This is a genomic window from Allobosea sp. P4_E12, from assembly GCF_056401655.1.
The window spans coordinates 48,413-62,878 of the sequence record NZ_JBFUIY010000034.1; the positions used below are offsets into that span (position 1 = coordinate 48,413).

Consider the following 14,466-nt stretch of genomic DNA (forward strand, 5'->3'; position numbering starts at 1 on the left):
CGATCAAATGGACGGAGTTGAGGCGATATGGCTGGGAAGACGCGACTGGGATGGGTGCTCGGTTCGGTGCTGGGGGGGCTCGCATCGATCGGGGCTGCCTGGGCGAATGGCGGTCCGCTGGTGACGACCGAATGGCTCGAGCAGAACCTCGCGAATCCGACGCTTCGGATCGTCGAGGTCAGCGTCGAGCCTGGGCTCTATGAACGCGGCCATATCCCGGGGGCGCAGAACGTCGTCTGGCACACCGATCTGGTCGAGACCGTGTCACGGGATATCGCGACACCTGAGAAATTCCAGGCGCTGGCCCGCAAGCTCGGCCTCGACAAGGATACGACGGTCGTTCTCTACGGCGACAGCAACAACTGGTTCGCCGCCTGGGGCGCCTGGGTGTTCGACATCTACGGCCTGCGCGACAACGTGAAGCTGCTCGATGGTGGCCGCAAGAAATGGGAGCTGGAGAAGCGCCCGGTCGCGACCAGTCCGGCACCGGTCAAGGCGTCGGGCTTCACCGTCTCCCAACCCAACCGCACGCTGCGCGCGCGGCTGACGGATGTCGTGAATGTCGTCGAAAGGAAGTCCGATGCCCGCATCCTCGACATCCGCTCGCCCGACGAGTTCTCGGGCAAGATCATCGCACCGGCTGGGTTCCAGGAACTGGCGCTCCGCGCCGGCCATATCCCAGGCTCCGTCAACCTGCCCTGGGCACGCGCAGTCAACCAGGCTGATGGCACGATCAAGCCGGTCGAGGAGCTGAGGAAGCTCTATGCCGAGATCGGCATCGACGGCTCGAAGCCGATCATCACGACCTGCCGGATCGGCGAGCGATCGAGCCATAGCTGGTTCATCCTGTCGCGCCTGCTTGGCTACCAGGTCGCCAATTATGACGGTTCCTGGACTGAGTACGGCAATGTCGTCGGCCTGCCGATCAATAACCCGGCGGGCACGGTCTGGAGCGGCAAGTGAGCGCCAGGCTGGCGAGTCTGCCCGGGCAGCATCCATGAGCATGTCCGACGACACTGGCGCGCTCGATTATCAGCGGGCGCGCGAAGCCGCCTCGGGCGGGATTGCTGCCGATGAGCTGCAGTTCCCGCCTGCGCGCTTCGTGGCCGCGACGGCCGTCGTCCTGGTGCTCGCCGGGGCGATCCATCTCGTCGGAACCCATGGCGACCCGGCACCGCAACTGCAGCTCTCGCTGATCCTCGGCGCGGTCTTCGGTTTCGTGCTGCAGCGCTCCCGCTTCTGCTTCCTCTGCATCTGGCGGGACTGGCTCGACCGGCGCGACCCGCGCGGTCTGCTCGGTATCCTGACTGCGCTTGCGGTCGGCATCGTCGGCTATACCCTGATCTTCGGAGCCTGGCTGCCCGACCCGTCGGGGGCACGGCTGCCGCCGACGGCCCATATCGGTCCGGTCGGTCCTGTACTGGTTCTGGCGGGCCTGGCTTTCGGCGCCGGCATGGCGATCTCCGGCTCCTGCATCAGTGCCCATTGGTACAGACTGGGCGAAGGCTCGCCGACCGCGCCCTTCGCGCTGATCGGGGCCGGGCTTGGCTTCGGGTTCGGTTTCCTGAGCTGGAACGAACTCTACCTGCTCAGCATCTCGGAATCCGCGGTGCTCTGGCTGCCGCGCCATCTCGGCTATGCCGGCGCGCTGCTCGGTGGCCTTGGCGCGCTGGCCGCGCTGGCGCTCGTGCTGTTGCGGGTAGGGCGGCCGATCGGCGGGACCGAAGCGGAGTCACAAGCCCCTTTGCATCAGGTCTTCGTCGCGCGCTGGCCGTCCTGGCTCGGCGGTCTCTTCCTCGGCCTCGTCGGCATAGCAGCCTATCTGCGGCTGAGCCCGCTCGGCGTCACGGCCGAACTCGGCTCGCGCTCACGGCAGGTGGCGAACGCTTTCGACCTGCTGCCGGAGCGGCTGGAAGGCCTCGACAGCTTTCGCGGCTGCGCCACGGTGATCCGTGACGCCTTGCTGACGCCGAACGGTCTGTTCGTCATCGGCCTTGTGCTGGCGTCCTTCTGCGCTGCGCTCGCTTCGGGCGAGTTCAGGCCGAGCCTGCCGCGTCCGCCACAGATCCTGCGTGGGATTCTGGGTGGCGTGCTCCTCGGTTGGGGAACACTGGTCGGGCTTGGCTGCACGGTCGGCACGCTGCTCTCGGGCGTATCGGCAGGCGCAGTCTCCGGCTGGATCTTTGGTGTGGCGCTGCTGGTCGGAGCTACGGTCACGCTGAAACTCGGCCGCCGACTCGGAGTGCTGAGTTAGGCGGGTCTTCCCTTGGAGCGCAACGAAGCTATCGAAAGGGCTGCTCTGTTGCCTCGCGATCGGTCAGTCGGCTGCGCCTCCTCCCAAAGCGGGGAGGAGGCGTAAGCGCGACGAGCCGCGCATCCGCAGATGCGCAATGGCGCGCAGACATCGCCGTGCGGATTGCTATAACGGGGCAGACGTTCAAAGGACGCGGCCCATGACGATCGCCGAGAAACTGCCTTCCATCCTGATCGCCAATCGCGGCGAGATCGCTTGCCGCGTCATCCGGACAGCCAGGCGCCTGGGCCTGCGCACCATCGCGGTCCATTCCGACGCCGATGAGGATGCGCTCTTCGTAGAGATGGCGGACGAGGCCTATCGGATCGGTCCTGCGCCGGCCCGCGAAAGCTATCTCGACGCCGAGAAGATCCTGGCCGTTGCCAGGCAGGCGAATGCTGCCTGCATCCATCCGGGCTACGGCTTCCTCTCCGAGAATGCCGATTTCGCCGATGCCTGCACCGCTGCCGGCATCGTCTTCGTCGGTCCGCCGGCCTCGGCCATTCGCGCCATGGGCTTGAAGGATGCAGCCAAGGCGCTGGTCGAGAAGGCGAAGGTGCCGGTGGTCCCGGGCTATCACGGCGCCGAACAGGATGTCGGCTTCCTCGCGGGGCAAGCCGAAGTGATCGGCTATCCCGTGCTGATCAAGGCGGTCGCGGGTGGCGGCGGCAAAGGCATGAAAAAGGTCGATCGGCCAGAGGATTTCGCCGACGCGCTCTCCAGCGCCCAGCGTGAAGGCAAGAGCGCCTTCGGCGATGCCCGCGTGCTGGTGGAGAAATACGTGCTCTCGCCGCGCCATGTCGAAATTCAGGTCTTTGGCGACAGTCATGGCAATGTCGTCCACCTCTACGAACGCGATTGCTCACTGCAGCGCCGGCACCAGAAGGTGATCGAGGAGGCCCCGGCTCCGGGCATGAGCGCCGAGGTCCGGGCGGCGATGGGCAAGGCAGCCACCGAGGCGGCGCGCGCTGTCGGTTATGTCGGCGCCGGCACGGTCGAGTTCATTGCGGATGGGCGGGAAGGCCTGAGGGCCGACCGCTTCTATTTCATGGAAATGAATACGCGCCTGCAGGTCGAGCACCCGGTCACGGAGGCGATCACGGGGCTCGATCTGGTCGAGCTCCAGCTCAAGGTGGCGGCCGGCGAGCCGCTCGGCTTCACCCAGTCCGATGTGCAGGCGAATGGGCATGCCGTCGAAGCGCGGCTCTATGCCGAGGATCCCGAAAAGGGGTTCCTGCCGTCGACCGGCAAGCTCTGGGCGCTGCAGTTCACCGAGGGGGAAGGCATCCGCATCGATACGGGCGTCGAGGCCGGCGACACGGTGACGCCGTTCTACGATCCGATGATTGCCAAGGTCATCGCCCATGGCGCCGATCGCAATGAGGCGCTCGACCGACTGGCGCAGGCGCTGGGCGAAACGATCGTCGCCGGGCCGCGCACCAACCTTGCCTTCCTCAAGCATCTCGCGGAGGCCGAGGGCTTCCGGCAGGGGCCATTCGATACCGGTTTCATCGATCGTAATCTCGATGCGCTGGGTGCCGTGCCGCAGCCGCTTGATGCCGCTGCGGTAGCTGCTGCCGCGCTGCAGCTCGAGGAGCAGCGCCAGGAGGCCGGCCTCGTTGCAGCGGCGGCGCATGAGGGCGGGGCGCTTTCGCCCTGGGTCGTTCCCGATGCCTTCTCGCTGATGCCGCGCCAGCCGCTTGGCCTGCCGCTCTCAGTCGACGGCGAACGGATCGATGCCCGGATCGAGTGGCATGAAGACGGTGCGCGCGTCAGCCTGCCTGGCCATGAGATCGATGAGGGCGAGCACGAGATCACGCTGGCGCAGGCCGAGCGGGGCGTCTGGTTCGCGCTGCACCGCGGGCGGCAGACGACGGTTTCGCTCTACGATCCGTTTGCGGTCGATCTCGACGCCGCCGCGGGGTCTGGGGGCGTCATCAAGGCGCCGATGCATGGCAAGCTGATCGCGCTCTTCGTCCAGCCCGGCGAGCTGGTCACCAAGGGCCAGCGGCTCGCGATCGTCGAGGCGATGAAGATGGAGCATGTGCTGACGGCTCCGCGCGACGGCACCGTGACTGAAGTTGCCGGTCAGCCGGGGGCACAGGTGGCCGAGGGCGCCAAGGTCGTGGTGCTGGGAGAGTAGGGCTCCAACTGATTTCGGTTATCCCAGCGTTGCTGGCCCGCCATCGTTGATGCCACCGCCGCGCTTCAGCGGGATAGCCTTGTGCCAGCCGAGAATTGGGCCGGCTCTAGGTTTCATCGAGGAGCGCCGCAGCCTTTTCCGCGACGGCAAGATTGATCTCTGCAAGCGGGTCGTCGTCGCCGAGGAACCAGGCGGCCGACAATCCGCACCAGGCCAGGAGCCAGCTCAGCAGGCGGCGGCGTTCCAGCCCCGATTTCTCCAGAACGATTTCCAGCCGACGCTCGAAACGCCCCGGGACGATGGCGACAGGCGGATCGGGGTCCGAGAGATCGGGATCGCAGAACAGGATCGTGTACTCGAAGGCGCGGTCGCCGAGCACACATTTCGGGTCGATGGCGAGCCAGCCGCGCGACTCGAAATCGAGCACGTTGTCGTGGTGGAGATCGGCATGCAGCGGCACGATCTCGCGCTGCGCCGGGAGCAATTCGGTCGCCGCCGCAGCAGAGCGCGCCAGGATGCCGCCCCGCTGCGAGGCCATCGGAAACAGGTCGGCAAACCAGGTTTCGAGCGGAATGAGGCCGGCCGGTGCCGGGCCGCGCGGTTTGTGCAATCCCGCGATCGCTTCGCACAGGATCGCCGTCGCCTCGTCGTCGGCAGCGGCGCTGTTGCGAGCCATGGCCGAAAGCGAACGTTGGCCGGTCGCGCGTTCGAGCAGCATGGCGTCGCCGGTCGGGCTGCGGGCGAGCAGCCGTGCCGCCCCCTCGCCAGCCCAGTATTCCAGCGGCAAATAACCGAGGCGCTCGTCGGGCGCCTCCGGCAGCTTCAGCATGGCGGGTGCGCCGCGATGCCTGACAGGGAGAAGGTGGCTGCTATGGGTGACGATCGGCACGCCGTCGGGCACCAGGCCCCAGCGTGCGAGATGGGGCGCGAAGTCATAGTCCGGCATGGTCTCTCAGGTCGTCTGCGTGCGGTTGCGGCCGATCAGCGGATATTGCTCGACCTCGTAGATCTGGCCGGAGACCGGCGCGCTGTCGTCGGAGAGCCAGAACGCTGTGTGGGCGGCGATCTCGTCGGGCTGCATGATCCGGCCCGTCGGGGCGAAGACCGGCGAAACATGGTTCTGCCAGCCCGGCTCGCGCCCCTCGCGCTGCTGGGTCGCGTCCTCGTTCGCCGTAAAGGTCCAGCCAACATTCAATGCGTTGACCCGGATGCGTTCCTGCCCGAGCGCATCGGCGAGATTACGCGTCATCGTCGTCAATGCGCCCTTCGACATGGAATAGACCGTCAGGTCGCTCTGGCCGCAGAGCGCGTTGATCGAACCGACAGTGACGATGGCGCCTCCGGATTTCTGCAGGCGGAAGGCGGCGATCGCCGCCTCGGCGCACAGAAGCGGGGCGCGGGTATTGATCGCGAAGACATGGTCGAAGAAGGCGGCCGTGGTCTCGCCGATGACGCCGCGTGGATAGATGCCGGCATTGTTGACCAGCCCGTCGATGCGGCCAAAGGCCCCGACGGTGGCGTCGACGAGCACCTGGGCGGTGGCGGGCTCGGCGAGGTCGCCAGCCGCGCCTTGCGTGGAGGCTCCGAGCTTGGCGCAGGCGGCCGCCACATGTGCGTCGTCCTGGCCATGAACCAGGACTTTGGCGCCTTCGGCGACGAGACGCTCAGCCATCGCATAGCCGATGCCCGATGTGCTTCCGGTAACGAGAATAGCCTTGCCGGCAAGTCCACGCATGTTCTGGGTCTCCTTCTCCCGGTACTGAGGTATCGCGTCTCTCGGCTGTCGTCATCCCGGGTCAGCGCAAGCAGAGCCCGGAGACGGCTGAGAGCGGGCGATCCAGCCTCTGTGGAGAAACTCCGGCAACGCTGGCCCGGTTCGCCAGGGGGGATTAATATGCGGCCATGGCCTTGCACATGCTCAAACTCTGCGTCGGCGCCGAATCCATTCGCGATCTCGAGGAATGGGTCGAGGAGCAGATGGCGTTGATGCGCCGGCTCGGCCGCTGGGAAGAGCAGACCCATACCACCCGCATGGTGCCCAAGCGCATCGAGGAGATCGTCGATGGCGGCTCGCTCTACTGGGTGATCAAGGGGCAGATCTCGGCGCGCCAGCGACTGACGGATATCCGGCCTTTTACCGATGGCGAGGGGATCGGGCGCTGCCATCTGGTGATGGAGCCGGTGGTGATCCCGGTCGAGCCCCGGCCGTTCCGTCCCTTCCAGGGCTGGCGCTACCTGCAGCCCAAGGACGCCCCGCGTGACATCGGCCAGCATGGCGGCGACCTTGCCGAGATGCCCGAAGAGATGCGGCGCGAACTGGCTGGGTTGGGACTGCTCTAGGCTGGCGTTCTCTCGCGGAGCGGCCGGCTGCGCCCCCAAGGGCTGCTCGGGGTCCGGGTTAGCCCGTCACACGGAAATATTGTCGATCAGCCTCGTTCCGCCGAGGCGCGCCGCCACCAGCAGCCTGATCGGGCCGTCGGCCAGGCCGGTGACCGGGGCCAGCGTCTCGGCGTGGCGGGCCTCGAGATAGTCGAGCTCGAACCCGGCGGTGATGATCTCGCTTTGCGCCTGGCCGACCGCCTGGAAGAGCGGGTCCTCGTTGCGGATGCGCATGGCAAGGTTTTGCATGACATGGTGGAGCACGGGCGCCAGCGCGCGTTCCTCAGGGGAGAGGTAGCGGTTGCGTGAGGACATCGCGAGGCCATCCGGCTCGCGATGGGTCGGCGCGGGGATGATCTCGATGCCGAGATCGAGGTCCGCCGCCATCCGCGTCACCACCTTGAGCTGCTGGTAGTCCTTCTCGCCGAAGACGGCGCAATCAGCCCGGCTCTGGGTAAACAGCTTGCAGCAAATCGTTGCGACACCCTCGAAATGCGTCGGGCGGAAGCGATCGTCGAGGCCGACGGCGGCCGGGCCGAGCAGCAGCACGCGGCTGGCGAAGCCCGCCGGGTACATCTCCTCGACCGAGGGGAAGAAGATCGCGTCCGCCTGCGCCGCTTCCAGCAGGCTGCGGTCGGTGTCGAATGTGCGGGGATATTTCTTGAAGTCTTCGTGCGGGGCGAACTGGGTCGGATTGACGAAGATCGAGACGACAACGCGGCGCGCATGCTGCTGCGCCAGCTTCACCAGCGCGATATGGCCCTCATGCAGGGCGCCCATGGTCGGCACCAAGGCGACCCTTTCGCCCGCTGCGTGCCAGCCCGCCACCGCCCGGCGCAGGTCCCGGACCGTCTCCACCACCGCCACCTGCGTCATCGGTTCTCTCTCCATCGGCCGGAGACGGGTAGCAAATGCCGGAGCGATGGCCAATATCAGGTTTGGATTCGAGTTTGGCAGCGTGATGCGCCCGGGACCCTGATGACGCGAGAGACCGACAAGGCTGTAGGCAAGGCGGCGGGCGTTTCGCCCAATGCGCCACAGGCCGGCCATTCCGCGCCGGGAGAGATCGACAGGTTCCTCGGCGCCGCCAAGCAGCTCGCACCGCTTGCGACCGGGCAGGCCGGTCGGCTCGTCTTCGCGCTCGACGCCACGATGAGCCGTCAGCCGACCTGGGACCTCGCCTGCTCCCTGCAGGCAAGAATGTTCGAGGTCGCGGCCGGCTCCGGCGGGCTCGCTGTGCAACTCGTCTATTTCCGCGGCTTTGCCGAATGCCGCGCCTCGGGCTGGATCGGCGAACCGCGCCGCCTGACCGGGCTGATGACGCAAATTGCCTGCGAAGGCGGGCAGACCCAGATCTCGCGTGTGCTCAGGCACGTCCGCGACGAGGCCAGGGCAGTGCCGGTGCGCGCCTTCGTCTTCGTCGGCGATGCGATGGAGGAGGATGTCGACACGCTTGCCACCCTTGCCGGCGAACTCGGCCTGCGCGGCATTCGCGGCTTCATGTTCCAGGAGGGGGGCGATCCTGCGGCAAGCGCTGCCTTCGCCTCCATCGCGCGGCTGACCGGTGGCGCCTATGCGCGTTTCGACGCGACTGCGCCGGGCTCGCTGCTCGATCTGCTGCGCGGCGCTGCCGCCTATGCCAGCGGAGGACGCGAGGCGATGCTGAAGCTTGCCGGTGCGAGCCCCGCCGTGAAGGGTCTGCTCGCCGCCATGGATGGAGGCCGTCGGTGACGCTGCTCTACGGCATCGCCGTCGTGATCCTGCTCTGGTGGGTTTCGAAGCTCTTCACCGGGGCCAATCCGCAACTGCTGGCGAAGGCGCTGAAGACGCTGGGTGGCGTTCTCTCGCTTGGCGTGGCGGCTCTCATGATGCTGCGAGGCCGGCTCGACATGGCGATCTTCGTCGGCGGTATCGGAGCCTGGCTCCTCGGCTGGAGTGCCTATGGGCCCGGCGGAATGCGCTTTCCCTGGAGCGGCGGGGCCCGGGAGACACCGGGCGCGCGCTCGCGCGTCTCGTCGACATTGCTGGAGATGGAACTCGACCATGACAGCGGCGGCATGACCGGCAAGGTCAAGGCCGGCGCTTTCGCCGGCCGCGATCTCGATGCGCTGAGCCTCGACGAGATCGCCCGTCTGATGCGGGACTGCCTGGCGCAGGACCCGGAGGGAGCGCGGCTGCTAGAGGCTTATCTCGACCGCCGGACGCCCGGCTGGCGTGAACACGCTGATGGTCACCGCGACGCGGGGCAGGGCGGCGCGACGCGCCCGGGCGCGATGACGCAACAGGAGGCCTACGAGATCCTGGGGCTTCAGCCTGGGGCGGGCGAGGAGGCGGTCCGCGAGGCCCATCGAGCCCTGATGAAGCGGATCCACCCGGACGCCGGAGGCACCAGCGGGCTTGCTGCTCGCGTCAATCAGGCCAAGGATGCTCTGCTGAAGTGAGATTCCGGGCTGGAACGACATGGCTGAGGTCCTTTCCCAGTTCGTTCAGCCGCGGATCGCGAAGCAGGAGAAGCCGTCGCGCTTGAGCTTGGCGCAGGCGTTCTGAGCGTCCTTCGGATCCTCGAAGCCGGCGAAGCGGGCGCGGAAGAGCGTGGTGCCGCCCTTCTCGACCTTCTCGGTGAAGGGGGATGCCTCGGCGAGCGGGCCTGCGGCCTTGGCGCGGGCCTTGGCCAGGATATCCTTGGCCTTGGCTTCGTCATCGGTGGCGCCGAGCTGGATCACCCATTTGCCGGATGGGATCGCGGTTGAACCGCTGCGCGCATCGCTCGCCTTGTTGCTGTCCTGGGCCTTGGCGAGCGTCGTGGTGCCGGCAGAGGGAGCTTTGGCCTGGGCGATGGCCGGGGCGACTTCAGGCTGGCGCAGTTCGACCTTGGCGGGCTCGGGAGCCCGGGCGACGGGCTTTTCTTCAGGTTCGGCAACCTTTGCAATCGACGAGGTGACATCGACATTCGCCGGTGGGCGCAGGATCTTGCCATCAACCGGCGGGGCGCCGATCGACCAGCGCATGGCCGAGGGCGTCGTCGTCGCGGTGACCGGACGCATACCGGAGAGCGGCAGCGGCTGAGCGCCGAGATTGATCGGGCGCGGCGGCGCGATCGGTGTGGTGGTGGTTGCGGCATAGGCGCGGGCAGCCGCCGGGACTTCCGGCTCGCTCTCGACGCGCGGACGCGGCACCGGCCTTGGCGCGGGCTCGCTGGCGGCCGCATGCTGGACGGGAGCCGCGGCAACCTGGGTCGCCTGATGCGGACGCTCCTGCGCCGGCTCGGCCTCGGCGACCATCGGGGCGGACCGCCCGCCGGCCGCGGCGCGCGGCAGATTGGCGGCGACCAGGTCGGCCATGATCTTGTCGCGGCTGGCGCCGGAGCGGCCGCCGAGCACGACCGAGACGATCTGGCGACCGTCCGACTTGGCCGAAGTCATCAGGTTGAAGCCCGAAGCGTTGGTGTAGCCGGTCTTGATGCCGTCCACGCCCTCGACGCGGCCGAGCAGCTTGTTGTGGTTGCGGTAGGCGCCGCCCGCATAGTTGAACACGCGGGTCGAGAACATCGGGTAATAGCGCGGGAAGCGTTCCTGGATCGCGCGGGCGAGAATGGTGAGATCGCGCGCCGTCGTCAGGTTCGGCGGATTATGCGGTAGGCCATGCGGATTGTAGAAGCTGGTCCGGCTCATGCCGAGCGAGCGGGCGCGCGCCGTCATCATCCGTGCGAATTCGTCCTCGGAACCGCCGACATTCTCCGCGACCGCCATGGCGACGTCATTGGCCGATTTGGTGATCAGCGCCATGATCGCGTCGCGCACCTCGATCGTCTCGCCGGGCGCGAAGCCGATCTTGGAAGGCGCCTGACGTGCCGCGTAGGACGAGACCGTCAGCTCGGAGTTCATGTTGAAGCGGCCGCGCTCGAGCTGCTCGAACAGCAGATAGAGCGTCATGACCTTGGTGAGGGAGGCGGGGATGCGCGGGGCATCCTCATTCGCCGCGTGCAGCGTGCGACCGCTCTTCACGTCGACGACCATCGCCGCATAGGGCGGTGTATAGCCACCGCCCACATGGCGCCGCTTCTTGCGTGCGGCCTCGGCAGGGGACGCGGCCACGCTGAGCGCGACGGCGACAACACCGATCAGTCCGACAAGTGCGCGAAGACGCACGCGCCGGGAACCAACGCTACCAGAACTCATGCAACCCGCCTCAACCCAGTACTACTGTTCCCCGGTCTCCGCGGCGTCTGGCGACGTGGCGCGAAGGACACAGTTGGGAAGGTTAGGATGATGGGGTTACGGAGCCGTTAAACGGCGAAAGATCGTGATCCGATCCCGCTCCCGGATGGGCTCCGGGCGGAATGGCATTACCTAGCGTTTGATGCATTGCAGCGCGGCCTTGACTTTTATGTTGCGCTGCACAATATACAGGAAGTCCCCGGTGGTGAACAGTTTCATCAGGCCTTGGGGCGTGGAAACAGGGCCTACGGGCTCGCCAGCAAGGAGGCAACGCTAACGCGTTGTGGGAAGAATGATCCAGCAGTTCGAGACGATCCAGAAGGCTTCCAAGGATAACGTTGATGCGGCTCTGAAGGCCTTCGGCGTCACCTCGAAGGGCGTGCAGACCATTGCCGTCGAAGCCACCGACTATGCCAAGAAGTCCTTCGAGGCCGGCACTGCCGCCATCGAGAAGCTGGCTGGCGTCAAGACGCTCGACAAGGCGCTTGAGATCCAGGCCGACTTCATCAAGACCTCGTTCGAGGGCGCCGTTGCCCAGATGACCAAGATGGGCGAGCTCTACAGCGCCCTGGCCAAGGACGCCTACAAGCCGTTCGAAGGCATCGTCGCCAAGGTCACCCCGGCCGCTAAGTGATACCCGGCCTGCTGCCGCGCCGCCTCATAGCGGCGCGATGCGGGCAGATAGCATTGAGTTTCGGGAAGCCCGGCCATCTGGTCGGGCTTTTTCTTTGCGGAGGCATGCAAGCTCCCGATCTCGCTGGACGGGACGGGAGCACGCCTGATGGAGTCCCGCTTTGAGTGCAGATCAGCCAGATCGCCTCTGAGCGCGATCAACCTCCGAAGGGGGAGAGGGGCCCTGGCGCCCGGCCTTATCGTGAGAGCGAGAGGATGTTCAGGCCCGCGACATTCGCCTCGATCTGTTGCCAGCCCAGGGGAAAGTAGAAGGGCGTGTTGTCAGGCGTCGCGCAGAGATAGACCGTTGGAAAGCCCGCCTCGAAGGCCCTTGCCGCCGCGGCCCGCACCAGTGCCGCTCCTACGCCCCGTCGGCGATGCGCGGGATCGACCCACAGCGCCGCAATCYAGGGGCTGTACCCGGGCCGTTCGTCCATATCGTTGTCGATCAACGACACCGTTCCGAGAAACCGTTCGCCCGCGGCAGCGACAAGCGCAGCCGGGATGATTTCGGGTCCGAGGCTTTGCCGAACGCGGTCGTCGATCTGCTCGAGGAGGTATCCCTCGTCGCGCCACCATGCCTTCCAGATCCGGTCGGACACCGCCTCGCGGAAATGTGGCCGTTCGCTCAGCGCCGTAATCTCGATGGTCTGGTCAGTCGTCGTCATCATCGCACCGGCTTTTCCATGGGGCAGTTCGCAATGGCAAGCCAAAGGCGGTCGCGCTATGGGAGAAGGCGAAGTTACGCTGGCCACGCGGGCGGCCAATGTACGGAACCGGACTGCGGGATGCCTCACGACATGATCGTTACCGGCGCCGGTGCCTGCAACACCTTCGAGACCGAACGACTCTTGCTTCGTCCGCGTACGCTGGCCGACACCAATGATTGCTTCTTCATGGATCGTGAGCCGGAGGTCACCCGCTTCGTCAGCGGTCCATGGTCCGACCCATCCGCCCACCGGGAATTCATCGAGAATCGGACGTCCGGCCCGTGGCTGCCAGGCATGGGCTACTGGACGATCGTGCTGCGCCAGGAGCCTGCCGTCTTCGTCGGATGGGTGCTCTTGATTCCCGTCGACGCAGTCGGACCGGACATCGAGATTGGCTGGCGGCTTCGCCAGCGGTTCTGGGGTCAAGGATTGGCCACGGAAGCCGCGCGACCCGTTCTGACCCACGCCTTCGAGGTGCTGAAGCTCTCGGAGGTTGTTGCGGAGATCGACCGCGAGAATCTCGGTTCCCTGCGGGTTGCGGAGAAGATTGGATTGAAGCAGCGGGGGGCCGCGCCGCATTCAGCAAAGCCCGCTGTCCGGTATTCACTGACCTTCGGCGAAGCTGCAACGGCTTTCTAGCGCCCTCGACCGCCGTGATTGGGGATGGCGGCCGAAGCGAAGAGCCATGTCGACCTTGTCGTCAAGCATGGCGTAATCGTCGCCGATCCGGTTCGGGCTCCCTGATCCCAGTCAACAATCCCAGCCCGGCTTTCGTATCATTCTTCCCTCCGGTCATGAACCGTCGGATGATGACCTGGAAATCCAGGCCGAGACGATGTCCGGTGCCCCTATGACCGAACCGACGACGGAGAGGCGAAGGAAGCGGCGAGCTGTGAAGCTCCTTGCTGCGACCCTCATTCTCTATCTCGGCGTCAGCTATCTCATTCTGCCCGCGGTCTGGACGCGCATCGAGCGAGAGCCGGAGCTGTCAACACGGACGATGTTGACCGCGAATGCGCAGGGCATCCCGGGCGATCCGATCAATGTCGGCCTGATCGGAACGCGTGACGATGTCGTGCGTGCGTTTCATGCGGCCAGTTGGTATCCCGCCGATCCGGTCACCCTGCGGACCAGCCTGGAAATCATCGGGAGCGTCCTGCTCGACAGGCCCTACAAGACCGCGCCGGTCAGCCCTCTCTACTTCGAAGGACGACGCGAGGACCTGGCGTTTGAAAGGCCCGCGGGCGGCAGTGCCGATCGTCGTGAGCATGTGCGGCTCTGGCAGGCGCTTGCAAACGGAACTGATACGCGTCCTGTCTGGCTCGGCTCGGCAACATTTGACAGCGGGGTCACGCTCAGCCGCGACACCGGACAGGTTACACACCGCATTGCCCCCGCTATCGACGAAGAGCGCAAGAGGCTGATCGAGGGGCTGAACAGAGCTCGCATGGTGGTCGGCATCGATCAGATGAAGGGCATTGGCCCGACGCTGACTGGCCGCAACGCTGAGGGCGATCCCTATTATTCGGATGGCGAGATTTGGATAGCCCGCCTCGTCACCGCTGGTAGCGAGGCAGCCAAGCCTGCCGAGATCACGGCGCCACCTCCCCTGATACAGCTGAAGGATGCCGCATTCTCTCTGGGGTCTCGCCTCCTTGCTGATTGACACCGCTTCGTGTCGGGAGAGGCGCACCATCCTGTTCCGGCGATGTGCTGCGCCGGTTGCAATGCGCGGCTGCTCCGTCGCGGAGCCACGCACTTCAAAGGTTGCGCCTGTCAGAACCTGACGTCGATCCTGCCCTTGAGGGCATGATCGCGGGCCTTGTCGCTGATCGCGGCGCTGTAGCTGACGCCGAGCGTGGTGGTCGCGGTTGCGCGCCAGGCGAGGCCGGCCTCGGCCACCAGGGCGTTGCGGGCAAGCGGGGCGGCGTAAGTCTGAAACGGCGTTGCTGCGCCGAGGAAGGCGAGCTTGGCTGCGGGCGTCGTGTCGCCAAAGGCATGGCGCCAGCCGAGCATGCCGCGGGCCAGCAGCGGCGTCGCGCCGAGCTGCAT

15 protein-coding genes are annotated in these 14,466 nt (G+C 66.4%); 9 read left to right on the plus strand and 6 right to left on the minus strand.

The annotated features are described in order from the left end of the window. Nucleotides 1-27: 27 nt before the first annotated feature. From AC1DW9_RS29775 to AC1DW9_RS29785, 3 genes are all read left to right on the plus strand, one after another. Nucleotides 28-963 (plus strand): sulfurtransferase, encoded by a 936-nt coding sequence (locus AC1DW9_RS29775; RefSeq protein ID WP_441493250.1) that lies wholly within the window; start codon nucleotides 28-30, stop codon nucleotides 961-963. A gap of 40 nt (nucleotides 964-1,003) precedes the next feature. Beyond that, nucleotides 1,004-2,254, plus strand: a complete 1,251-nt coding sequence (locus tag AC1DW9_RS29780; RefSeq protein ID WP_441508939.1) for a YeeE/YedE family protein — start codon at nucleotides 1,004-1,006, stop codon at nucleotides 2,252-2,254. Nucleotides 2,255-2,453: 199 nt separating this feature from the next. Beyond that, nucleotides 2,454-4,436, plus strand: coding sequence for an acetyl/propionyl/methylcrotonyl-CoA carboxylase subunit alpha (locus tag AC1DW9_RS29785; protein ID WP_441493248.1), 1,983 nt, complete (start codon nucleotides 2,454-2,456; stop codon nucleotides 4,434-4,436). A 106-nt stretch (nucleotides 4,437-4,542) separates the two neighbouring features. Here AC1DW9_RS29785 and AC1DW9_RS29790 read toward each other — a convergent pair whose 3' ends face one another. After that, entirely contained in the window at nucleotides 4,543-5,382 is an 840-nt protein-coding gene (locus AC1DW9_RS29790) for an aminoglycoside phosphotransferase family protein (protein ID WP_441508940.1), read from the minus strand. Nucleotides 5,383-5,388: 6 nt separating this feature from the next. Continuing rightward, nucleotides 5,389-6,171, minus strand: a complete 783-nt coding sequence (locus tag AC1DW9_RS29795; RefSeq protein ID WP_441508941.1) for an SDR family NAD(P)-dependent oxidoreductase — start codon at nucleotides 6,169-6,171, stop codon at nucleotides 5,389-5,391. Nucleotides 6,172-6,338: 167 nt separating this feature from the next. On the opposite strand from AC1DW9_RS29795, the gene AC1DW9_RS29800 reads away from it, so the two are divergent. Beyond that, complete coding sequence (locus AC1DW9_RS29800; RefSeq protein ID WP_441508942.1) at nucleotides 6,339-6,776, plus strand: DUF1489 family protein; 438 nt, start codon at nucleotides 6,339-6,341, stop codon at nucleotides 6,774-6,776. Nucleotides 6,777-6,842: 66 nt separating this feature from the next. On the opposite strand, the gene panC is transcribed toward AC1DW9_RS29800, so the two are convergent. Then, a complete protein-coding gene (gene panC, locus AC1DW9_RS29805) occupies nucleotides 6,843-7,691 on the minus strand; it encodes a pantoate--beta-alanine ligase (protein WP_441508943.1) in 849 nt (282 codons plus the stop codon). A 102-nt stretch (nucleotides 7,692-7,793) separates the two neighbouring features. Between panC and AC1DW9_RS29810 the strand changes: the two genes are divergently transcribed. Together AC1DW9_RS29810 and AC1DW9_RS29815 are read left to right on the plus strand one after the other, a co-directional pair. Then, nucleotides 7,794-8,546 (plus strand): VWA domain-containing protein, encoded by a 753-nt coding sequence (locus AC1DW9_RS29810; protein ID WP_441493243.1) that lies wholly within the window; start codon nucleotides 7,794-7,796, stop codon nucleotides 8,544-8,546. Continuing rightward, entirely contained in the window at nucleotides 8,543-9,256 is a 714-nt protein-coding gene (locus AC1DW9_RS29815; RefSeq protein ID WP_441493242.1) for a J domain-containing protein, read from the plus strand. Before AC1DW9_RS29810 ends, AC1DW9_RS29815 begins: the two co-directional genes overlap by 4 nt. A 45-nt stretch (nucleotides 9,257-9,301) precedes the next feature. On the opposite strand, the gene AC1DW9_RS29820 is transcribed toward AC1DW9_RS29815, so the two are convergent. Next, a complete protein-coding gene (locus tag AC1DW9_RS29820; protein WP_441493241.1) occupies nucleotides 9,302-10,993 on the minus strand; it encodes an SPOR domain-containing protein in 1,692 nt (563 codons plus the stop codon). Nucleotides 10,994-11,324: 331 nt separating this feature from the next. Here AC1DW9_RS29820 and AC1DW9_RS29825 point away from each other — a divergent pair, with 331 nt between their 5' ends. Then, entirely contained in the window at nucleotides 11,325-11,666 is a 342-nt protein-coding gene (locus tag AC1DW9_RS29825; RefSeq protein ID WP_441493240.1) for a phasin family protein, read from the plus strand. A gap of 235 nt (nucleotides 11,667-11,901) precedes the next feature. On the opposite strand, the gene AC1DW9_RS29830 is transcribed toward AC1DW9_RS29825, so the two are convergent. After that, entirely contained in the window at nucleotides 11,902-12,375 is a 474-nt protein-coding gene (locus AC1DW9_RS29830; RefSeq protein ID WP_476855258.1) for a GNAT family N-acetyltransferase, read from the minus strand. A gap of 129 nt (nucleotides 12,376-12,504) precedes the next feature. Between AC1DW9_RS29830 and AC1DW9_RS29835 the strand changes: the two genes are divergently transcribed. Further along, nucleotides 12,505-13,053 carry a GNAT family N-acetyltransferase gene (locus AC1DW9_RS29835; protein WP_441493238.1) on the plus strand — a complete coding sequence of 183 codons (549 nt, stop codon included), beginning with the start codon at nucleotides 12,505-12,507 and terminating at the stop codon, nucleotides 13,051-13,053. Between the two features lie 253 nt (nucleotides 13,054-13,306). After that, nucleotides 13,307-14,080, plus strand: a complete 774-nt coding sequence (locus AC1DW9_RS29840) for an LssY C-terminal domain-containing protein (protein WP_476776870.1) — start codon at nucleotides 13,307-13,309, stop codon at nucleotides 14,078-14,080. 110 nt (nucleotides 14,081-14,190) lie between these two features. On the opposite strand, the gene AC1DW9_RS29845 is transcribed toward AC1DW9_RS29840, so the two are convergent. Next, the coding region (locus AC1DW9_RS29845; RefSeq protein ID WP_476855259.1) for an autotransporter domain-containing protein at nucleotides 14,191-14,466 on the minus strand (276 nt) is incomplete at its 5' end.

Excerpts from the sequence above, each read along its gene's own strand:
- AC1DW9_RS29825 (WP_441493240.1), top strand. The coding sequence starts at position 11,325 with ATGATCCAGCAGTTCGAGACGATCCAGAAGGCTTCCAAGGATAACGTT.
- panC (WP_441508943.1), bottom strand. The coding sequence starts at position 7,691 with ATGACGCAGGTGGCGGTGGTGGAGACGGTCCGGGACCTGCGCCGGGCG.
- AC1DW9_RS29800 (WP_441508942.1), top strand. The coding sequence starts at position 6,339 with ATGGCCTTGCACATGCTCAAACTCTGCGTCGGCGCCGAATCCATTCGC.
- AC1DW9_RS29795 (WP_441508941.1), bottom strand. The coding sequence starts at position 6,171 with ATGCGTGGACTTGCCGGCAAGGCTATTCTCGTTACCGGAAGCACATCG.
- AC1DW9_RS29820 (WP_441493241.1), bottom strand. The coding sequence starts at position 10,993 with ATGAGTTCTGGTAGCGTTGGTTCCCGGCGCGTGCGTCTTCGCGCACTT.
- AC1DW9_RS29810 (WP_441493243.1), top strand. The coding sequence starts at position 7,794 with ATGACGCGAGAGACCGACAAGGCTGTAGGCAAGGCGGCGGGCGTTTCG.
- AC1DW9_RS29835 (WP_441493238.1), top strand. The coding sequence starts at position 12,505 with ATGATCGTTACCGGCGCCGGTGCCTGCAACACCTTCGAGACCGAACGA.
- AC1DW9_RS29785 (WP_441493248.1), top strand. The coding sequence starts at position 2,454 with ATGACGATCGCCGAGAAACTGCCTTCCATCCTGATCGCCAATCGCGGC.
- AC1DW9_RS29775 (WP_441493250.1), top strand. The coding sequence starts at position 28 with ATGGCTGGGAAGACGCGACTGGGATGGGTGCTCGGTTCGGTGCTGGGG.
- AC1DW9_RS29780 (WP_441508939.1), top strand. The coding sequence starts at position 1,004 with ATGTCCGACGACACTGGCGCGCTCGATTATCAGCGGGCGCGCGAAGCC.
- AC1DW9_RS29790 (WP_441508940.1), bottom strand. The coding sequence starts at position 5,382 with ATGCCGGACTATGACTTCGCGCCCCATCTCGCACGCTGGGGCCTGGTG.